Source organism: Blautia ammoniilytica (assembly GCF_025566965.1).
In the GTDB taxonomy this organism is placed as follows: Bacteria; Bacillota; Clostridia; order Lachnospirales; family Lachnospiraceae; genus Blautia_A; species Blautia_A ammoniilytica.
On sequence record NZ_JAOQJL010000021.1, the window covers coordinates 35,277 to 57,878 of the forward strand.

General features: G+C 46.2%; 11 protein-coding genes. All 11 read left to right on the plus strand.

What is annotated here, in order from left to right; all coding sequences use genetic code 11:
• The first annotated feature begins 47 nt into the window (after positions 1-47).
• The 11 genes from OCV61_RS11285 (at position 48) to OCV61_RS11335 (ending at position 22,547) form a co-directional block, all read left to right on the plus strand.
• Positions 48-1,325 (plus strand): glucose-1-phosphate adenylyltransferase, encoded by a 1,278-nt coding sequence (locus OCV61_RS11285; protein WP_158421915.1) that lies wholly within the window; start codon positions 48-50, stop codon positions 1,323-1,325.
• Positions 1,322-2,440: a glucose-1-phosphate adenylyltransferase subunit GlgD gene (gene glgD, locus OCV61_RS11290; protein ID WP_158421916.1), complete on the plus strand. Its 1,119-nt coding sequence runs from the start codon at positions 1,322-1,324 to the stop codon at positions 2,438-2,440. The genes OCV61_RS11285 and glgD overlap by 4 nt, the downstream gene beginning before the upstream one ends.
• 151 nt (positions 2,441-2,591) lie before the next feature.
• Positions 2,592-2,876: a septation regulator SpoVG gene (gene spoVG / locus OCV61_RS11295; protein ID WP_158421937.1), complete on the plus strand. Its 285-nt coding sequence runs from the start codon at positions 2,592-2,594 to the stop codon at positions 2,874-2,876.
• Positions 2,877-3,107: 231 nt separating this feature from the next.
• Positions 3,108-4,355, plus strand: coding sequence for a PcsB-like coiled-coil domain-containing protein (locus OCV61_RS11300; protein WP_158421917.1), 1,248 nt, complete (start codon positions 3,108-3,110; stop codon positions 4,353-4,355).
• A gap of 206 nt (positions 4,356-4,561) precedes the next feature.
• Positions 4,562-5,119, plus strand: coding sequence for a biotin transporter BioY (locus tag OCV61_RS11305; RefSeq protein ID WP_158421918.1), 558 nt, complete (start codon positions 4,562-4,564; stop codon positions 5,117-5,119).
• Between the two features lie 13 nt (positions 5,120-5,132).
• Positions 5,133-5,513 (plus strand): DUF1284 domain-containing protein, encoded by a 381-nt coding sequence (locus OCV61_RS11310; protein WP_262582842.1) that lies wholly within the window; start codon positions 5,133-5,135, stop codon positions 5,511-5,513.
• 267 nt (positions 5,514-5,780) lie between these two features.
• On the plus strand, positions 5,781-18,428 hold the full coding sequence (locus OCV61_RS11315) for a SpaA isopeptide-forming pilin-related protein (protein WP_158421920.1): 12,648 nt from the start codon (positions 5,781-5,783) through the stop codon (positions 18,426-18,428).
• On the plus strand, positions 18,425-20,077 hold the full coding sequence (locus tag OCV61_RS11320) for a SpaH/EbpB family LPXTG-anchored major pilin (RefSeq protein WP_158421921.1): 1,653 nt from the start codon (positions 18,425-18,427) through the stop codon (positions 20,075-20,077). Before OCV61_RS11315 ends, OCV61_RS11320 begins: the two co-directional genes overlap by 4 nt.
• Positions 20,074-20,928 carry a class C sortase gene (locus OCV61_RS11325; protein WP_158421922.1) on the plus strand — a complete coding sequence of 285 codons (855 nt, stop codon included), beginning with the start codon at positions 20,074-20,076 and terminating at the stop codon, positions 20,926-20,928. The genes OCV61_RS11320 and OCV61_RS11325 overlap by 4 nt, the downstream gene beginning before the upstream one ends.
• A gap of 157 nt (positions 20,929-21,085) precedes the next feature.
• Complete coding sequence (locus OCV61_RS11330; RefSeq protein ID WP_158421923.1) at positions 21,086-21,448, plus strand: hypothetical protein; 363 nt, start codon at positions 21,086-21,088, stop codon at positions 21,446-21,448.
• Entirely contained in the window at positions 21,441-22,547 is a 1,107-nt protein-coding gene (locus OCV61_RS11335; protein WP_158421924.1) for a HigA family addiction module antitoxin, read from the plus strand. The genes OCV61_RS11330 and OCV61_RS11335 overlap by 8 nt, the downstream gene beginning before the upstream one ends.
• Positions 22,548-22,602 lie beyond the last annotated feature (55 nt).

Below are 22,602 nucleotides of genomic sequence, written 5' to 3' on the forward strand. Positions count from 1 at the left end.
GTATGATATAATAAGAAAACCATAAACTTACAGCAAGAGGTGATTACATGATTAAGAAAGAAATGATTGCCATGCTCCTGGCCGGAGGTCAAGGAAGCAGACTTGGAGTTCTGACGGAGAAAGTTGCCAAACCGGCCGTGTCTTTCGGCGGGAAGTACCGTATCATAGATTTCCCATTGAGCAACTGTATTAATTCAGGGATTGATACAGTTGGCGTGCTGACCCAGTATCAGCCGCTGCGTCTTAATACACATATTGGGATTGGTATTCCCTGGGATCTGGATCGTAATGAAGGCGGTGTGACAGTCCTTCCTCCTTACGAGCGGAGCAGCAGCAGCGAGTGGTACACAGGTACAGCCAATGCAATCTTTCAGAATATGGATTATATGGAGCAGTACAATCCTGACTATGTTCTGATCCTTTCCGGAGATCACATTTACAAGATGGATTATGAGGTGATGCTGGATTTCCATAAGGCTAATAAGGCAGATGTTACCATTGCATGTATGCCGGTACCTATGGAAGAGGCAAGCAGATTTGGGATCATGGTCACTGATGAGACAAGCCGTATTACAGAGTTTGAGGAGAAGCCAGAGCATCCAAGCAGCAATCTGGCCTCTATGGGCATTTACATATTCAGCTGGCCGGCCCTTAAGGAAGCTCTTTATACACTTAAGGATCAGCAGAGCTGTGATTTTGGAAAGCATATCCTTCCTTATTGTAAGGAAAAGGGAGAGCGGCTTTTTGCATATGAATATAATGGCTACTGGAAGGATGTAGGTACACTGGGTTCCTATTGGGAAGCCAATATGGAGCTGATCGACATTATTCCGGAGTTTAATCTTTACGAAGAGTTCTGGAAGATTTATACCAAAGGGGATATTATCCCACCGGCATATATTTCCGGGGACGCTGTTCTTGACCGGTGTCTGATCGGTGAGGGAGCTGAGATCTATGGAGAAGTCCATAATTCAGTGATCGGTCCCAATGTAGTGATTGGCAAGGGTTCTGTGATCCGTAACTCTATTATCATGAGGAATACCGTGATCGGAGAAGGGGTAGTGATGGATAAGTCCATTGTTGCCGAGGATGTTACCATTGGAGACCATGTGACCCTTGGTTGTGGCGAAGAGGCTGAGAATGTATTGAAGCCGGCTGTATATGCATTTGGCATTGCTACCATAGGAGAGCGTAGTGTGATCCCGCCTGATGTAAAGATCGGGAAGAACACAGCTGTTTCCGGTATTACTACAGCAAAGGATTATCCGGGAGGCATCCTGGAAAGTGGACAGGTGATCGCAGCAAAGGATGGTGACAAGGCATGAGAGCAATCGGTATTATTTTAGCTGGCGGCAATAACAACCGCATGAGGGAATTATCTGACAAGAGGGCGATCGCAGCAATGCCCATTGCAGGCAGCTATCGCAGCATAGATTTTGCACTTAGTAATATGGCCAATTCCCATATACAGAAGGTAGCTATACTGACACAGTACAATGCACGCTCCCTGAATGAGCACTTAAGCTCTTCCAAATGGTGGGATTTTGGCAGGAAACAAGGAGGACTTTACGTATTTACACCCACGATCACCAAGGACAACAGCTTCTGGTACCAGGGTACAGCAGATGCTATCTACCAGAATCTTACCTTCCTGAAGAACAGCCATGAGCCATATGTGGTGATCGCATCCGGCGATGGTATTTACAAGCTGGATTACAACAAGGTCCTGGAATACCATATTGCAAAGAGAGCGGATATCACGGTTGTATGTACTACATGTCCGGATCCGTCAGAGGTGGAGCGTTTTGGTGTGCTCCGTATGAATGAAGACTGCAGGATCGAAGAATTTGAAGAGAAGCCAATGGTATCTTCTTATAATACGGTTTCTACCGGTATTTATGTGATCCGCAGAAGGCAGCTGATCGAACTGATCGAGAAGGCTGCACAGGAAGGCAGGAATGATTTTGTACAGGATATCCTGATCCGCTACAAGAATCTGAAAAGGATCTACGGATATAAGATCGATACATACTGGAGCAATATTTCCACTGTGGAGTCTTATTACAAGACCAACATGGATTTCCTAAGGCCTGAGATCCGTAATTATTTCTTTAAGCAGGAGCCGTCTGTTAAGACAAAGATCGATGATCTGCCGCCTGCCAAATATAATCCGGGAGCCAGCGTGAAGAACAGTCTGATAGCCAGCGGATGTATCATCAACGGTGTTGTGGAGAATTCCGTTCTGTTTAAAGATGTATTCGTAGGGAACAATTGTGTGATCAAGAATTCAGTGATCTTGAATGATGTGTATCTGGGGGATAATACGCACATTGAGAACTGCATTGTTGAGAGCAGGGATACCATTCGGGCAAATTCTTACTATTGCGGAGAAGGCGAAGTTAAGATCGTTGTAGAAAAAAATGAGAGATATGTGCTGTAAATCCTGAAAGAATCTTATATCCATGGGATATAAATGTGTAACTGTCTGACAGGCCATATGCTTTATCATAGCTGTGGGAGGCTGGACGGTTATGCAACAGTCAGAGTACAGATCATATATATTGTATGGGAAAACGAAAGGGGCAGCAAAAATGAACATTACAGATGTACGCGTGAGAAAAGTAGCAAAAGAGGGCAAGATGAAAGCAGTTGTATCGATTACCATTGATGATGAATTCGTAGTTCATGATATCAAGGTGATCGAAGGTGAGAAGGGGCTGTTTATCGCAATGCCAAGTCGGAAAGCTACAGACGGAGAATACAGGGACATTGCACATCCTATTAATTCTGCAACCCGCGACCGTATCCAGAGAATCATCCTGGACAAGTATGATGAAGTAATGGCTGCAGAGCCAGAGGAGGCTATGGAAGCCTAAGGAGATCTGATTACTTTATTCTGTAATATGAAATGATTTCATAACAGATAACTGGTGAATTACAGGCCGGATGCCATATATCATAAAGGTATATGGCATCCGTTTTTTTCTTTGCACTGGTAGCAGCATACTGGAAATATTACACAATTGTTACAGAAATAAAATAAAACTATTGATTTTGTGATAAAATATGTTATACTGATGCTACAATTGATTACGAGGTGTTAGTATATGAGAAATAAAAAGCTTATTCCGGTGCTTCTTGCAGGGATCCTTACTTTGACAACAGGCACAGGTGTTTATGCAGCAGATATTGACGAACAGATTGCAGACATGCAGTCCCAGAAGGCACAGGCACAGGCCGGACTTGCCCAGGCACAGGGAAATATCAGCAGCCTTGAGAGCAAGCGTCAGGAACTGGAAAGCTATCTGGCACAGCTGAACAGCCAGTATGAAGAATTAACAGACAGCGTTTCACAGCTAAGCATCCAGGCTGCCCAGAAGGAAGATGAGCTTCAGAATATGAAGCTGGAGCTGGCCAAGGCACAGCAGCAGTCCCAGCAGCAGTACGAAGCTATGAAGAAACGTATCGTATATATGTATGAGAATGGTGGGACTACCATGCTGGAGCTTTTATTATCTTCCAGTGATCTTACCCAGTTTATGAACCGTGCAGAGAATATTTCCCAGTTGTCCAAGTATGACCGAGATATGTTGAAGAAATATGAGGATCTTCAGGCAAGCATCCAGGAGCAGGAAGAGAACCTTGAGAAGGAAGCTGCTTCTGTGAATCAGCTTCTTGCAGAAAGCGCATCTAAGAAGCAGGAGGTTCAGGCTTTAGTATCCAGCACCAATGACAGCATTGCTTCTTATATCAGCCAGATCAGTGCCAGCCAGGCAGAGGCAGCTGCTCTTTCCGCACAGATTTCCAGTGCTGAGAACAGTATTTATAGTCTGACGCAGCAGGCAGCAGCCCAGCAGAGCCAGTCTCAGGAAGAGGATACATATACGGAGAACTCTTCTACAGGATCCGGTGATTCTTACGATGACTACAGTGATGAGAGCGAGAGTGTAGAGTCCTCCGGCGGCGATTCTTATCAGGAATCTTCCTCTTATGAAGGAGAGTCACAGGGCAGTGATTCAGAAAGTTCTTCCAGCCAGGAAAGTTCTTCCTCCCAGGAAAGCTCCGGTTCCGGACAGGGAACCTATCTTGGTAACTTTACATTGACTGCATATTGCAACTGTGCACAGTGTTGCGGCACAGCAGGCAATCTGACTGCCAGCGGTACAGTTCCTTCAGCAGGGCGTACAGTGGCGATGGCAGGTGTGCCTTTTGGAACACAACTCCTGATCAATGGCAATGTGTATACAGTGGAGGATCTGGGAACTCCTTATGGACATGTGGACATTTTCTTTGGAAGCCATTCTGAAGCATTAAGCTTTGGCTTGCAGCATGCAGATGTGTATCAATTAAATTAAGTGATGTTCACTGTAAACCTAAAAGCAATCTGATTGTAAACTGAATACGAACGCAATTGTAAACCTTGTATAAAAAAATGGTTGACATTCCTCTTGGTGTGTGATAGATTTTCAATGTACAAAATTTGTAACTGCTCAGCAGATAGCATCCCGTAAGGGCTTTGAACAGTTACCAAAATCTATTCATTCATCAGGAGGATTTTTTTATGAGCTCAGTTGCAGCTACCAAAACAAAAACTTACGATCTGGCTTATATTGCTATTTTTGCGGTAGTAATGGCAGTATGTTCCTGGATTTCCATACCAATGACTGTACCATTTACCCTGCAGACCTTTGGCGTATTTATGGCAGTTGGGGTTCTGGGAGGCAAAAGAGGAACCCTTGCTGTTCTTGTATACATTTTACTAGGCGTAGTAGGTGTACCGGTATTTGCAGGATTTTCAGGCGGTATCGGGGTCCTGTTAAACACTACCGGAGGTTATATCGTTGGATTCCTTTTTTCAGCACTGGTAATGTGGGGCATTGAAAAAGTATTGGGAAAAAAACCTGTTGTACAGATCATTTCCATGGTGATCGGACTGCTGGTATGCTATGCACTGGGAACCATCTGGTTTATGGTGGTATATGCGCAGACAACCGGTGCCGTAGGACTGGGAACCGTTCTTAGCTGGTGTGTGATTCCGTTTATTGTTCCGGATCTGGTTAAGATCGCATTGGCATTTGTTCTTTCCAGAAAGGTTCGGAAATATGTGCCAATGCAGTAGTAAGGAAAAGCCTGTGGCATTACGTCCTCATCATGGGATGTGTCTTGCCTATTTTGTGGGAAAAGGCTACAGTGATGGCTTTACCATACATATGGAAGAAATGCTTGAAAAATTTCTTGCAGGTGCCAGCGTACAGCTGACTCTGCAGGAGGATGAGATCTGCAGAGCATGTCCCAATAATCTGGAACAGGGCTGCGAAGCAGGCAGGAAAGTGCAAAGATTTGACCGCAGCGTGCTTGCTTACTGCGGATTTGAAGAAGGACAGCAGCTTCCTTTCAGGGAGTTTGTGGAAAAAGTGCAGGATAAAATCCTTGCACCTGGAAAAAGAACAGAGATATGCGGGGACTGTCAATGGGGCAGTATCTGCGATCAGGTGAAAAGCCGGTGGGAATGATTTCCTGCCGGTTTTTTATGTTCTGTAATAGTAGACTTGATTCTTTATTCGTTATAATGTTTTCGTTATTTTGTTGGATTTGATGCTATAAAAATTGATTATAATCACGATATTTGGCATTTACAGTTTCGGAATGGTGAATCTTAATTGACAATAATTTCTCAGAATAGTAAAATTAACATATAAAACTGAGGAAGAAAGGGCAGTATCAGACCTGTTTCATGGGGGAAACAGGCGAGGGATGATATTAAAAAGGAGCATAAGTGTATGAAAAATAACCATTGGAGATCTTTTAAAAAAGGGATGTCCTGGTTTTTGACGTTTGCAATCGCAATAGGAAGCCAGGGCACTGGGTTGTCTGCAGCTACGCTGGATTATGGGCAAGATTACCAGGTGTCTGTAAACAGTGACGTGGAGGATACCACCCAGGTGGAAGACATTTCTGCATCAGGCAGCAATGCAGATACCTTCAATGCCGGGCAGATTCCTGCATCAGACAGCGAGGGAGATACCACCCAGGTGGAAGATATTTCTATACCGGACAGAGAGGAAGATCCGGCCCAGGTGGAAGATATTTCTACATCAGGCAGCGAGGGAGATATTTCTCGGGTGGAAGATAGTTCTGCACAGGACAGTGAAGGGAATACGTCTCAGATCGAAGACGTTTTTACTGATGGAGATGGTGTGCTTGTTGATAATCATGAAGAGACAGCAGATACCACTTTTCTGGATGCTCCTGCAGATGTAAAGGAAGGCACCATTCAGTATCAGATCGAGGAAGCAAGGAAGGCAGGATCTACAACACTTACCATAAGCCTTGACGACAGCTTTCCGGCTACAGTAGAAGAGAATCTTCTGATCCCCCGGGGGATGGAGATTGTACTGGATCTGAATGGCCATACCCTGACTGTGGATAAGTCTTCAGCAGAGGCTGGCAAGGATACCAATAATATTACAGTATATGGGCAGCTTACCCTGAAGAACGGCAGCTTATCCGGCAGTGCATCTTCTGCTGGCAACGAGAATACAAGAGGTGTATTTGTATGCTATGGCGGTCGTCTGATCCTTGGAGAAGGGTCACAGATCACCGGCTATTCTGCATCAGGCCGAGGCGGTGGCGTGTATGTAAGTGATGGCGCCGGATTATCTATGAATGGCGGCAGGATCCATGACAACTGTTCCGGTATCAGCGGTGGCGGTGTATGGATCTATCGCACAAGTAATCTTTCCTATGAAAATGGCACCATTACCGGGAATAAGGCTGCACTGAATGGAGGCGGTGTGTACATCCAGAAGGATGACAGTGAGACTATCACCTGGGGCAGTGGTATTGCCATCACAGAGAATCATGCGGACCACAACGGGGGCGGTCTTTACATCCACAGTGTATCGGATGTGGGAAATGAATTGATCTTTGACGGCCTGACTATTTCCCAAAATACAGCCGGTGTCAGCGGCGGTGGTGTTCAGATTCAGGAGCCGGTTCATTTCACCATGGCATCCGGAGCAGTATCTTATAATCAGGCAGTGACCCATGGCGGTGGTCTGTACCTGAACAGTACGGATAAGAAACCAGCCCAGGTCAGTCTTACCGGAGGTACCATTCAGGGAAATACACTGACAGATGATGTTTTTAATTATTATGAATCGGAAACTCACCTGGGTGGCGGTATGTGGATCAGCAATTATGCAAATGTAGTTCTTTCAGGAGTACAGATCCTGGACAATGAAACCGTCGGCACCGGTGGCGGTATTGCCATGGGGAATTATTGTCAGGTGCAGATCCGGGAGGGAACCCTGGTTCATGGCAATAAATCCTGGTATCATGGTGGCGGTATTTATGGTATCTACACAAATGTTGAGATGACCGGTGGTGAGATTTCTGATAACCGGGCAACAGGTGGATCAACGCCACATGGTGGAGGTTTTTTCTTAAATGCAGGCAAGCTGATCGCCAGTGGCGGCAACATCTGCAGGAATTTTGCCGGAGCATATGGCGGCGGTGGTTTTATCACAACGACGATCCTTTCCGGAGATGTAACGGTTACTGACAATAAGGCAAATTCACATGGCGGCGGTATCTTTGGAAGTGTTACCATGTCAGACCGGGCCAGGATTCAAGGAAATACATCCGGTTACGGTGGAGGTGTTAATGGTACTCTTGTTATGAACGGAGGATTCGTCTGTGGAAATACAGTCAGTGGCTGGAATGGAGGCGGCGGTGCTGCCGGAACAGTAACCTTAAATGAAGGAGAGATCTCCGGTAATCATTCTGCCGGAGTAGGCGGCGGTGTACGAGGCACTCTGTACATGAATGGGGGAGTGATCAAAGACAATACTGCTGATGGCGGTGGAGGTGCTTTATATGGTGCCGGTACTCTCTCCAGTGGAGAGATCACCAACAACCAGTCAGCCAGTACAGGAGGATGTGCATATCTTGCTGAAAATGGCAGAAATCTGACCATCACAGGAGATGTACAGATCCATAATAATCGTGCTGTCCATGGAGGCGCAGTCAGCCTGGTAGGAGGTACTGTCCAGATCAGTGGCGGTGTGATCAGTGAGAATCAGGCAAATCGGCTTGGCGGCGGTGTTTATGTATGGACATCCAATGCTTTAAATCCGAAGATCACAATAGAGAAGGAAGCGGTGATTTCTGATAATCAGGCGCCAGGTACCGGTACTGCTCCTGGCGGGCAGGATCTGTATGTGGCAGCCACCCTGACGGTGAATAATGGCAGCAATCCTGTTTATTATACCCCTGTGGTCAGCCTGCCCTCAGCCGATCAGATGACTTCTGCCACCGGTACCTCTGGAATCGCCTGGTACGATGAGGCTGACGATACAAGGAATACAACAGGCCTTCAGCTGGATACAACTAATCGGACAAAAATATATCAGTATACCTTCCTTTATTCTGATCCGGAAGTAAAGACAGTAGCCCGTCTGGATGATTCCAAGGAGTATGCTACTGTTCAGGCTGCTGTTGATGCTGCTGGAGATGGACAGCTTCACAGGATCACCCTTTTAAAAGAGGATCAGGAGTCTGTACAGATCCCTAAGGGAACCAGCATCTGCTTTGACCTGAATGGAAATACCATTCGGGGAAGCGGGAAGACGAATACTCCTGTGTTTACGGTAAAGGGAGAAATGACCCTGGAAGACAGCAGTGAAGACCAGACAGGATACATTATCGGTGGCACACCAGCTGCGGATGGCAGAGGAGGGTGCTTTTATCTGGAGCACGGCAGTCTGGTTATGAATGGCGGCACCATTGGTCCAAGTGCCAGCGGCAGTGGCATTTATGTAAAGCACAAGGACAGCTCCTTTGTGATGAATGGAGGCAGGATCACGAAGAATAAAGCATCTGCCGTTTCTGTTTGGCAAGGATCATTTCGGATGACTGGAGGAGAGATCACCGGGAACAATGCTGACCATGGAGGCGGTATCTATGCCTGGGGCAGTGCCAACATCAATATTGAGGGAGGAAATATCACCGGGAACACAGCCGCTTGCGGCGGAGGTATCCGTATACGGGATCATGCAGTCTGTCATATCTCCGGCGGCGAAATATCCGGCAATGCAACCTCCAATGCCAGTTCAAGCTGGGGCGGTGGTGGGATTGCTGTATCATGGGCCAACTTATATGTAACAGGAGGAACCATCACAGACAATACCACAAGCGGCCTGGGGGGCGGTATCCGTGCAGACGAAGGAAGCACTGTCTCAGTAACCGGCGGGATCATATACGGCAACCAATGGACATTTGGAAAAAGTGATCTGTATGCAACGAAAGGGGTTAATCTTACCCTGTTGTCTGCTTCAGTTATGAAGCCGGAAGCTTACAATTGTTGGTATGATTGTGAAAATGATCAGGTATATACAGCAGAGATAGGAGCTGCCAGCCTGGAACAGCCTTGCAACCTTTATGCATGGTACAAGGAGGAGTTGACCTCAAGTGATGCAGCTCAGATCCTAGATGAAAGCGGCCAGGAGCACAATTTCTCATCTGTCCAGGAGGCTGTTCAAGCAGCTGCAGATGGACAAAGGATTTATCTTCTTAAGGATTGTGATGAAAGTGTCCAGATCGGAAAGGACAAGAATGTGATCCTGGACCTAAACGGATATACATTATGCTCTTCACAGGAAAATGTGCTTGATGTTAGAGGAAAGCTGGAAGTAGACAGTACCACAGCGAACATCCATACCAATCCGGATCAGGGCGGCAGGATCCAGCCGGCAGAAGGTGTTGCCGGCAACAGAGGCGTTTTTGTAAGAGAAGGAGGAGCCTTTACCTTAAAGGGCGGCGTGATCACAGGCTTTTCCGGTGTAAAATATGGCGGCGGCATTTATGCAGACCAGGATACTTCCGTTACCATCAGCGGGGGAGAGATCACAGGAAACCAGGCTGTTTATGGCGGCGGTATAGCATGTTACAGTATCCGTTCCAATACCCCCTCTTCCTTTACCATGACTGGCGGAAAGATCTGGAATAATCAGTCTGAAAAAGATGGCGGCGGAGTGTATATGGGAAGGCCCTTTAACCTTGCCAACCAGATCCAGATATCAGGCGGTGAGATCTGTGAGAATACAGCAGGTGGTCATGGCGGCGGTGTAAGCGCTGACTTTACACAAGGATCAAATACAGCCTCCCAGATCCTGATTTCCGGAGGAAAGATCCATCATAATACAGCGGCTACGGATGGAGCCGGTGTTTATATACAAAATTGCAAAACAGTTGTGATCGGACCAGATCTGGAAGTTTCCTATAATAAAGGGGCTGGGTCCGGAGGAGGGATCCGTGCTGTTCGAGTAACAGAATTAACCGTAGAGAATATTGACGCCCATCATAATCAGGCAAAAAGCGGCGGAGGTCTGTCCTTAAGTGCAGGAGAGCTTCTGATAAAGGACTGCAAGATCCATCATAACAGTACAAGACAATATGGCGTCTATAGCTACAGTGGAGGTGCAGGTTTTAACAGCACCAAAAAGTTGGAAATCCAAAAAGGAGAATTTTATTCTAATGGAGCCTACAATGGTGGCGGCATGAGTGTTAGCACAAATGCCGGTGGTCAGGCTGTGATCGGGAAGGATGTATGGATCCATGATAATAAGGCAACCGAAGGCGGAGGCTTGCGGATTGACTCAGTAGGAAAGCTTACTGTAAATGGGCTGATTGAAAATAACAGTGCATCCACCGGCGGTGGGATCAGAGTAGCCAGTAACTCTTCTGAAATTCACTTTGCAGATGTGACTGTACAGAACAACAAAGCCACTGGCAGTGGCGGAGGCATTTACCTGAATGATGGGAATCCGTCCAAGGTTTATCTGGAGGATCCTGCAAGGATCCTGGGCAATACAGCCAGCAGTGGCGGTGGTATTGGCACTCGGCTGTCACAGATGATCCTGTCCGGTGGTGTGATCGCAGACAATAAGGCTTCTTATTTAGGTGGTGGTGTCTATCTGGATGGTCACAGAACCTGGGGGACACATCAGGTACAGATCACTGGAGATGTGCAGATCATCAATAACCAGGCATTGAATGGCGGCGGTGTTGGATGTTCTGAAAACACGGTTGTTACCATGGACGGAGGCAGGATCTGTAATAACAAGGCAACCTATGGTGGCGGTGTATGGGTTTCTGCAGTGAAGGGAGGATTTATACTAAAGACGCCAGAAGAAGCCGGAAGCACAGCCAAGCTGTATGGGAACCAGGCCGGTTACGGCAGGGATGTTTGCGGAAATTATGATAAATCCTATAAGAATTCTAAAGTCCAGCTGTTTGCAGCAGCCCATATGTTTGGGGCTGATGAGGATAAAGATGGCAGCTGCTGGTACAATGAAACAAAAAACACATCCATAACAGATCCTATTGATTATGATCCGGTAACAACACCCTGTTATCTCACCCTTCAGTATGCTTCTAAGGTGCCTGTGGCAAAGATAAAGAATGAAGCTGGTACCTATGATGCATACACATCTCTTCAGCAAGCTGTAAATGCTGTAAAAGAAGGAAAGTACAAGGATGTGGCACCTGAGATTTTCCTGATCAAGGATATTAATGAAAGTATTCAGGTTCCAGGCGACGTAAGTGCAGTGCTGAACCTGAACGGACACAAGCTGCAGGGCACAGATACTGCTATCACCTGTTCCGGTGATCTGCGGATTCTGGATGAAAAGACCGAAGGACTGGATCCGGGAGAAGAGACTGGAACCATTTCAGGAAGCACAGATAATCTGGGCGGCGGTATTCTGGTATTATCCGGCGGCTGTGTGACTATGGAGAGCGGACAGATCAGCATGTGCTCAGCACCTACAAGACAAAGCGATCGTGGCGGTGCAGGCGTGGCTGTCAGCGGCGGTACTTTTATCCTGGATCACACAGCTTCTATCAATGAATGTGTTGCTGCCTTTGGAGCTGCGGTTCATGTAGGAAGCGGAAGCAGTCTTTTTGAAATGAGAGGCGGAACCATCTGCAACAATACGGCGAAAATTATATACAATTCCGGAAGCGGTATTATTTACAGTACAGGCGGTACTGTGCGGATCAGCGGAGGAAGGATCGCAGACAATGTTGTAGGCGACTGGGGAACTATTTACCTGGCCAGTGGAAAATGCGTATTGGAAGGCGGAGAGATCACCGGAAATCAGGCAAGATACGGCGGCGGATTTTATATAGGAGGTGCTGCCAGTGTTTGGATGAGTAATACTCAGATTTCCGACAACCAGGCTACAGTCAATGGTGGTGCCATTTATAATGAAGGCCAGCTGCATATTTTAGATGGCACCAAGATCGCCGGAAACCAGGCAGTGTATGGCGGCGCCATTTATCAGACCAGGGGAACCATTAAAATGGCAGGCGGCACTGTCACCGGCAATCAGGCGGAGAAGGGCGGCGGCCTTGCACAGAATCCCCAGGTAGGAAATGCAGGCAGCTTTGTTCTGTCAGGAGGACTGCTGTGTGAAAACCAATCCACAGTTGATGGAACCGGAAATGATATTTTTTCCCTTTATGAGGGAACCGGAAACTACGAAAATGTAAGTGTAAGCCAGAAGCCATCTGTAACTCTGATCCAGGCAGCAGCCATGACAGAGGATAACGGAAAAGCCACAAAGTATAATGCCTGGAGAAATGATGCCTACCAGGGAAATCAGCTGGAAGGTACAGATGTAACCAATGGTTACTATATTACCGGCGGTGTGGATCAGAGCAATAACCTGAAGCTGACGGCTGTTACATATAAGGAAGCAGAAGTAAAAGGCCCGGATAGTACAGTACAGGTTAAGTCTATTGGGGTAAAGACCACCAAGAATGAAGACGGTACTTCTGACGGTGGCGGTGTTTTTGATACAGAATGTGCAGGAGATGAAAAGACAGCCCAGCAGCTTCTGGATGAAGGGGACAGCCAGACCTATGAATCCCAGGAGGAAATCACAGAGGGTGAAACCCAGGAGCAGATGGCTCAGCGTCATCACTATCTGTATAATGGCGATATTCTGAAGATGATCTGCCATGACGGCAAGTGGTATGAGAGGGATCAGGCAGTTATGTGGAGTCCGGGAAATGACAGCTCTTATACCAATGGGATCGTGAGAAGCTTTGATACTGTAAAATATAATCTTCGTTTTACTTTGGAGGATATCGGGAAAGACGAAGAAGATGAAGGGAATCAGGAAGGAACTCCCTCTGTAACAGATGACACCTTACAGCTGTGGGTGGAAATGAAGCTTCCAGTGGACAGCAGCCTTGCTTCATTCTCTGAAATGAATATGAAATACCATCATATTTATGAGCAGAAGCAGGCAGATGGCAGCTATGCCCAGTATTTAAGAGGCTACTGGGAGCTGGAAGAAAATAAAGGGGGAACGGTTTACCGTACCCTGGCCATCAGTGTGAAGGGCATGAACAACGGAGACCTGCTTAAGCCTTCCTTTACCGCATGGGTAGGTGGAAATGAGGAGGATGAACAGAATCCAAAATCCTGCAGCTCCAAAACACTGACCGTATCAGCGGCACCAAGATACAACATACTCCTTAAGCGAAACTCCCAGCTTGCTTATACCAGCTACTTTGATATGGAAAGCGGTGAGGAGACAACAGAGGAAGAAGTAAAGAAGATCCAGGATGCAGGCGGGGATACTTCCCACATCGTCTATGGCACCATGCTTGGATACGGTATTACCCTGCAGATGTACAATAATAAGACCAATAAGGGAATACGAGGGCTTCAGGCACCTACCGGGGACATCCAGTTTGACATAAGCTTTGGCGGAGAACTGGTGATGAACGGCTCCTCACTAGGAGAGAACGCAGCCCCTTATGCATGGGCTTACAAGGCTAATGAAACCGGAGAGACAGGAAACAGCTTTACAGATGCACAAAAGACGGTCAATGTAGACTGGAATGATGAAGATGATTACAATAAGACCACCACTTATGGCTGGGATGCGGCTCCCTATAATACAGGGAACAGCGCTATCGGCTGCTACAGCGGCGGCTTCTGGAAGGGAGCGTTAAAGCAGAGAAATGAAACAGGCGATAAGCACCTCACCCTTCATTTTACAGTCAGCAATTACTCGGTAGCGTCCTCCAGCCCTTCGGCTACAGCCAATGGTTCCTGGGACAACCAGGTAGGACGAAGCGGATATGTGAACTCCTTCTCTGCAGGATATGTGCAGGTACTGTATCCTTTTGACAAGAAAGTGGCTGCAGGACAGAGCGGCTATCTGGAGGTCAATATGGAGTGTGCTGCTTCTGATCTGAATATCAGCAGCGTAACAGGGCTTACTCCTGAGTCAACGGAAAATGGCCTGGATGCAATGGAAAGCTTCTTTGGAAAAGACTATAAGAACCATGCAGTCCATGAGATGAATTATCTGGATAATTATCTGAACCACAGCACAGGCCTTTATATATATGCAGAAGGTGGAAACGGCGACCATCTGTCGAAGACGAATTACTTCAGCAAGGAGACTGGCACGGATCTGATCAGCACTTCGGAAGGCACAGGCTCCACCCCGCTGGGAAGTCAGGTATACATTGATGCAGATGTATCTTTTTCCAGCCGGGAATATTATACAGATGATGTGAAGGATCCCCATTATATCCCACCGGATAAGTTTGACCCACAGGTGGACAATCTGCTGGAATACAATTATCTTACCGGAGTGAATCTTCTTCAGAAGTTTGATTCAGATGCCTATACGCCTGTTTGTGAAGAAAAGATCATTGACAGACAGGTGAACCATGGCACAGGAAATAGCTGGACCTGGGTAGGGAAAAGTGCAGGAACCAACAGCACCAATGCTTTTCTGGTAGGCACTTCGGAGTCGGCAACCACCTGGTCATCCTCAGGAAACCTGAAAACAAAAAGCTTTAAGCTGACCGTACTATACGGTGCGAAGCCGGACGGGACCAACTGGACGAAGACAGAAACAGCAGATGGCGGGGAAGCAGAGATGGATGCTTACACAGAGGAGAAGCTGATCTACTTTACTTCACTGGACGAACTGAAAGCCTACTTTGCAGCCAAAGGAAACCCGGACGGCAGATGCGTGGCACTTTTGTACGAGGTGCGGGACTGCTGTATCCGTACAGGCAGAAGCCTGTACATTAGAAGCAGGATGCAGATAACAAAGGATTTTGCCAAGACAGGCGGAACCTACTGTACCACCAACGATGTAAGAGGATGGACCACATATCGTCCAACCTATAAGCGATACTATAATGATGGGAAACAGGATGCCATCCTGTTTTTGGCAACCTGGCGAAGCAGACAGTATGGCACGGCAGATGGTATCGTTGCATACGGAAATGGAGACACAGGCGGTCCACTTCCGGATGGGTATGTAAATACCCTGATGGAAAGCCAGGATCCGGTAATGAAATATACAAAACAAAGATGTGACTTTCCTTTTAACGGATATAAGAAAACAGAATACCAAAACGGTGTTAAGAAAAACGGAACCCATGTGATGGGGTGGATGGCAGGAAATACGCTGCTTCTGTATACCCTGGTCAGTGAGATCGGCGTTAAGAATACAGACCTGATCAAAGGCTCCAACCGGGAAAAGACCTATTATAATGTGTCCGACGGTGAACGTACAGCAAACTTCATGGTAATGCCAAGGCTGCAGATCTCCAGTGCTACAAAGGACCATGAACTGGTAGCAAACGGCAGTCAGGCAACGGATGTTGTGATCACCATGACCATTCCAAAAGATCTCCATTACAATAAGGGCAGCCTGCAGTTTGACTATTCGGCTCCTGGAAACCAGTGTAAATACAAAGCCGGCGATCTGGCATGGGATGTAAAGCAGACGGATAACCCGGATGGGACTACCACATTGACCCTCTGTTCAACGGTAAGTGATATCAACAAAGGACTTCCTTACATCCGGTATAATTGCACTATCGGAAAGAAGGGAGCAGATGAGAATGAGGATGTAAAGGACAACCAGCAGCTTACTACAAAGGTACAGATCCATACCACCTATGAAGAAATCCACCGTATTACCGGACAGGCCAATAGTGCAGAGCAGACCATCATTGCAACAAGGACAAACGATGATGCGATCTATAAGGAAACTGGCCGGGACCTGATAGAGATCGGGGATGACCTGATCTATTACCTGAATTACAGCAACCATACAGAAAACCTGAATCCCATTCAGCTGTGTGATATCCTTCCTGCCAATGGAGACGGAAGAGACAGCAGCTTCCATGGTGGATACCGGGTAAAAGAAATCTATTTGGACTTTACCAGGGAGGCGGACAGGCAGGCATTCCTGGAGAACGGTGCAGGACAGCTGAAGTACAGGAAGGGCGGGATCAGTGCAAAGGATCTTACCCAGGATGAAAGAACTTTGATATTAAATACCATTGACAACGGTAAGTGGTTTGATCTGGCTTCTTCTTATGAACCATCTGAATATACAGAAAATGGTTTAACAATGTACAGGCTGACCTGCAGGGCAGGCGCAGACGGACGATGGGCCAAAGGGGAAGAACTGATCCATTATGCAGATGGCAATGGTACAATTGATGCGATTTACGGATTTGTTCCTCAAGTAAGTGAAAAAGGAAATTTCCGGATGGGACTGGTCTTTACACCGTTTACGAAGGACAATGCAACACTGCTGAAGATCGGAAGTGTAACCCAGCGGGGCGGCGATGTATATAACAACAGCTTCTTCTACAGAAGCGGCGGCCTTACCAGCCAGGCGCCTACTGTATCCAGTTCAGTGGAAGGAACCCGTACTGCAAAGCGTAAGATCGCAGGCCTTGTATGGCTGGATCAGGATCAGAACGGGAATTACCGTCCTGCCATCAATGGCTACAGCACTACTGACCGGCTGCTTTCCAAGGTGGATGTATATCTTTATCAGGAAAGCGAGCCATCTTCTTCCAAGATCACCAAGAATCCGGATGGAAGCTTCAGTCAGGTGATTGGCGGCAAAACACGGACTATGAGCGCCACCACTGTGGATGGCAAGACCTTATATCCGGCTGTGGATGTGATGGGCAACCTTCTGGACAAGGTGGTTACCGGAAGCGACGGGGCATACGCTTTTGAGAATCTGGCTGAGGGCAGCTACTACATAGTGCTTCAGGACGAGGGTGATGATTATGCAGTTACAGGAGGAACCAGGGTTCTTCCCTTTGAAAGACTGAGTATCACACCAGAAAGAGAGGATGCAAAGAAGACCCTGGCCCAGCCGGGAAGGGATACAGATAAAGCCCTTCCGGAATACCAGGGCGCAGACACCGCAGATCAGGGTGCAGCAGCTATGAAGCGTACCGTGATCGCCAATAATGGCAGCGGCATTACCCTTCCTGGACTTAACAGCATGGTGTCCTGGGAGTATGTGACCAATCATTGGGACTGCGGTCTGTATTATCTGGATCTTTCCATAGAAAAGAAATGGGCGCAGACCACCAGCATCCCGGATCAGGCATCCGTCCTGTTTGAAATAACAGGCTCCACCGGAACCGGGGAAGATGCAGTAAGCTACCTGGCTGCCACTTACACTGCCACGATTGCATCCGGCAAGGTAACCGCACAGGCAGAGGGAATGGCAAGGCCTTACAGCAAGACAGAGGGAGCACCACTGCAGATTCCTACAGCAGTGGCAGCATCCCAGGATAAAGGAAACAAGACCATGCGCTGGCTGATCCAGAACCAGCCGATGCAGGCAGAAGGCGCAAATGGAGTGATCCATTACGACTTTAAAGAGACAGCAAAGGATGGGGAAGGCAATTCTCTTCCCGGCTTTGTAATGACCCGCAGATCGGATAGTACAGCAGAGGATCAGACCAGAAGGTTTGCTGTATGGAACACCCAGATCAATTATGAGATCTGTCTGGGCAAGAAAGGCAGTGAAGGGGAGCCTCTTTCCAATGCAGTATTTACCTTGTATAAAGATAAGAACTGCAGGGTGCCTGCCGGCATCACTATGAAGACGGACCAGCAGGGAAATGGCACCATCACAGGTCTGGAGGCAGGCACAGGGGCTGTGTATTATATAAAAGAAACAAAAGCCCCCAGCGGATATTTCCTGAATAAAGGAATCCTGAAGCTGACCATTGCTTATAAAGACAAGACAAAATATTATGATCCAACCATTTCTCTGGAGAGGATCACAGACGAAACAACAGGAGATCCACTGGATCCGGTTGCTGATCTGGATAAAATGTCCATTTCGTGCACGGTAGATGACAGTGAAAAAGACCCGGATTCACTGGTACCTGAGGTACCTTTGAAATATAGTATTTCCTTTGAACTTACAGATTCCTGCATTTATTCGCTGCCTAAGACAGGCGGACGGGGCATCTGGTGGGAAATGCTTTTTGGAACAGGAATGATGCTTACAGCAGTGTATCTGTATAGCAAAAAAAGGAGGAATTTAATATGAAAAAGATGTGGAAAAAGGTAATGACGATCATCCTGGCCCTGGTAATGACCCTGGGGCTGGGCACAAGTGTGCAGGCAGCTGCCCTGAACAGTGGGGAAAATACCAATAGCACTAATGTGACTATCACAGGTCTGCCGGCAGACAAGACGGTTACATTTGCAACCTATCAGGTGATCAAAACCAATTTTAATGCGGCTGCCAATGAACTGACTTATCAGCTGACAGACTGGGCAAAGGCTGTCCTTGCAACTGGAGGCAAGACAGAAGATGCTGTAATTGAAGACATCAGTAAACTGATTACAACTGGTACAATCGCCACAGAGCAGGATAACATTGTTAATCAGCTGGCAGCAGCAGCTTCCAAAACTGCATACAGCGCACTCTGGACTGTAAGCAGTGACAAGACAACGGCAACAGCAAATCTGCCCATTGGATCTTATCTGGTAATGGCATCCTGTACAGATATGACATTCCTGAACATGTTGGTAAGTGTGAATGCAAAGGCCAATACTACAGATCCAAACGGCTGGATACTGGAAGGAGAGGGCGCTGTGCTGAAAGGCAATCCGTTAAGCGTTGATAAAAAGATCACAGGAAAGAAAGGCACTGCTTTACAGACACCTATTGATGAAACAACTGCGGCCATCGGTGATACTCTCTCTTACACAGTTACTGCTGATGTGCCTCATTATCCGGCAAATGCAATCCATACCAAATTTAAAGTAAAGGATACTCCTACGAATCTGGAGATTAAGCAAAATACAGTGAAGGTGTATGGTGTGAAAGCAAATGGAACAGAAACCGATCTTACAGGTCAGTTTACTCCTGCGCTGGATAACAAAGGTGTACTTACCGTTGATATGTCTGGGAAATATCTGACACTGTTCTGCGCAAATGGAACTTATCCATATGCAACAGTAAAAATAACTTATGATGCAGTTCTTATGGAATCTGCAAGTATAGCAACGGGAAACACCAATAAACCGGCACTGATTTACGGAACGGATCCTTACACAGACAGTGACGCAAGTGATGAAGAAATCCCAGGAGATGGCAAGCAGAAGGTATATACATATGGTCTGAACCTGACCAAAAAGAATAGTGATAACGATGTTCTTTCCAACGCAGTGTTCAGTGTGAAGCGTGGTGATACAAAGCTGAAATTTATTGAAGATGCAAATGAAAAAGGCACTTATACACTGGCAAAGGATCAGGGGGCTGCCGGGGCTACTGATCAGCTGACAACCAATGATCAGGGTACCTTCAACATCAAAGGTCTGGATGCAAATGTTGAGTATGTTCTTGAAGAGACAAAAGCACCTTCCGGATACTTCCGTAATCATGGATCTGTAGCATTTACCATCACTCCTGCGGCAGATACAGAAGGCAAGCTGACTGGCGCTATCAAGTCTGTAACTGCAAAGGATGAAAAGGGTACAGCACTGGACAATGCAGGTGCCTGGACCTGTGGTATCGATCAGAATAAAACCGCTTATGTTGCAGTTACCCTGAAGGATACAAAGATCCCGTTCCTGCCGGCAACCGGTGGCATGGGTACAGTGATCTTCACCATCGTAGGTGATGCGCTGATGATTCTTGCCATTGTGCTGTTCATCCGGTCAAGAAAGGGACGCAAAGAAGATAAATGAAGAAAAAATGGGGCAATATTCTGATCTTTGCCATATTCCTTGTAGGTCTTATTACTGTTTTCTATCCTTCCATCAGTAATTTCTGGAACCAGCATCTGGAAAAAAAGCTGATGAACAATTATGAAACAGTTGTACAGCAGCTGGAACAACAGGACCTTACAAAGGAAATGGAGGCTGCAAGGGCATACAATGAGGCGCATAAGGATAACCGGGTGCCGGATGCCTTTGCAGAAGGAGAAGTAAAAGAGGATGCAGAATATGAAAACCTTTTGAATGTGGACCAGGATGGAGTAATGGCCATCCTGGAGATTCCCTGTATCAATGTAAAGCTGCCTGTGTTTCACGGTACAAGGGATGAGGATCTGCAAAAAGGTGCAGGGCATCTGATCGGTTCCTCTCTTCCGGTAGGCGGGAAAGGCAGCCATTGTGTGATCGCGGCCCACCGGGGGCTTCCGTCAGCGGCTTTGTTTACAGATCTGAATCTGGTGAGAAAGGGCGATCTTTTCTTTATCCAGGTGTTGGGTGAGACACTGGCCTACAAGGTAGACCAGATAAAGGTTGTAGAACCGGAAGAAACAGAAAGCCTTCAGGTAGTAAAGGACAAGGATTATGTTACGCTTGTGACCTGCACCCCTTATGGAGTGAATACCCAAAGGCTTCTGGTACGGGGAGTCCGTACAGAATATACGCCGGATCTGCCATCTGAAAACAGGGAAACAAGAAAGTCCCTGGCCACCAATTATGTACTGGCAGCGGTGATCAGCCTGCTTCTTGTGCTTGTAGCTGCAGTGCTTTTGTGGCGCATAGGGAATAAAAAGAAAAAGCAAGGGAAAAACAAAGAGAAAAGCTGAAAATAAAAAAACATCTTCGGGATACGAATTGTCCCGGGGGTGTTTTTTTTGAAAAAAGCTAAGAAAAGTGTAATATTATTGGAATAGTATCTTGTATTAGCAGGCATACCATGGTAAAATATAAAAAATTACTTTTTGGGTAATAAAAATAAGAGAGGTGCACGAAATAGTAATTCTATATCATGATAAAAAGACCGAAAAAATTTGTAAAGATATAAAAAAAGCTAAGCAAGAATTACCTGCGATTGTAGCAGAAAAACTTCATGCACTCATAAATTTGCTTGAAAGTGCAGAAAATCTTTGTGATATATCAGAAATACAGATATATCATTTACATCCGCTTCATGGAGATAAAGAAGGAATGCATGCGTTAGATGTGGCTGGACGAAGATCTGGTTATCGTCTGGTTATTATACCACTGGATGCGGATGGGAAAGAATGGAAAGAGAAAGATATAAATGTTATTTATAAAGCAACAGAAATAATTATTGCATGGGAGGTGTCAAATCATTATGAATAAAGTGGAATATCAGGCGCTGATCGCATTTCATCCTGGTTATTATGTGAAAGATTATATCGAAGAGCAAGGGATTACGCAGGAAGAAATGGCAAAACGTCTTCAAACCACACCAAAGTATGTGAGCGATTTGGTAAATGGAAGAACTCCATTATCCGACGAAATGGCATTAAGACTATCGATCGTATGTGGAACATCTGTGAAAATGTGGCTAAATCTGAATCAGAATTATATTGAAAAAAAACTGGAAATCGAAAGACAAAGAAAAATAGATGAAGAGTGTAATCTGATCCGACAGATAGAATATAAATTCTGGATGGAATTAGGGGTAGTGAAGTCTACGCGAAGTGCAGAAGAAAAGGTTCAGGAGCTTCAAAGATATTTAAAAGTTTCTTCACTTAAAGTTCTTGGTCAGAGAGACTTTCTTGTACAATATAAGACCAGTGTATCTGAGGTGACAGATGTTAATGTAATAAATGCAAATGCGTGGGTGCAGACTGCGATCAATATGGGAATGCAAATGGAAAGCGCTCCTTTTAACAAGAACAGACTTACAGAAGCGATTCCACAGATCAGAAAGATGACAGTACAGGAGCCAAAGGTTTTTTGTCCACAGTTAAAGGAGCTTCTGGCAGAGTGTGGGGTAGCACTCGTTCTGCTTCCAAATCTTAAAAATTGCGGGATAGATGGAGCTGTCAAGTGGCTGGGAAAAGATAAGGTTATTTTAGCCTTGAACGACAGAAGAAAATATGCGGATGTTTTCTGGTTTGCATTGTTTCACGAGTTAGGTCATGTTTTACAACAGAGGATCAAGGTGCTTCTGGTAAGTGAAAAAAACAGAAACGATCTTGAAGCAGGTGAGTTGATTCAACGACTGGAGAGGGAAGCAAATACCTTTTCGCAAAATATATTAATCCCTGAAATGGATTATAAAGAATTTATAGAACAGAATCCCAAAGGTTTTACAGAAGAAGTGATTCAATGTTTCGCTGAAAAAATCAATATCTTGCCAGGGATTGTGGTTGGAAGGCTGCAACAGGATCATTTGCTGTCATATCATACAGTGCTGAACAAGATGAAAATCAAATATATGATTGGGTAAAGTTGATCTTTTGATTTTGATGTGTTTATAATTCTTTTCTGACTTTTGTGTATGG

Bases quoted from the DNA above. Each gene is read 5' to 3' on its own strand.
- OCV61_RS11285 (WP_158421915.1), top strand. From the start codon at position 48: ATGATTAAGAAAGAAATGATTGCCATGCTCCTGGCCGGAGGTCAAGGA.
- glgD (WP_158421916.1), top strand. From the start codon at position 1,322: ATGAGAGCAATCGGTATTATTTTAGCTGGCGGCAATAACAACCGCATG.
- spoVG (WP_158421937.1), top strand. From the start codon at position 2,592: ATGAACATTACAGATGTACGCGTGAGAAAAGTAGCAAAAGAGGGCAAG.
- OCV61_RS11300 (WP_158421917.1), top strand. From the start codon at position 3,108: ATGAGAAATAAAAAGCTTATTCCGGTGCTTCTTGCAGGGATCCTTACT.
- OCV61_RS11305 (WP_158421918.1), top strand. From the start codon at position 4,562: ATGAGCTCAGTTGCAGCTACCAAAACAAAAACTTACGATCTGGCTTAT.
- OCV61_RS11315 (WP_158421920.1), top strand. From the start codon at position 5,781: ATGAAAAATAACCATTGGAGATCTTTTAAAAAAGGGATGTCCTGGTTT.
- OCV61_RS11320 (WP_158421921.1), top strand. From the start codon at position 18,425: ATGAAAAAGATGTGGAAAAAGGTAATGACGATCATCCTGGCCCTGGTA.
- OCV61_RS11325 (WP_158421922.1), top strand. From the start codon at position 20,074: ATGAAGAAAAAATGGGGCAATATTCTGATCTTTGCCATATTCCTTGTA.
- OCV61_RS11335 (WP_158421924.1), top strand. From the start codon at position 21,441: ATGAATAAAGTGGAATATCAGGCGCTGATCGCATTTCATCCTGGTTAT.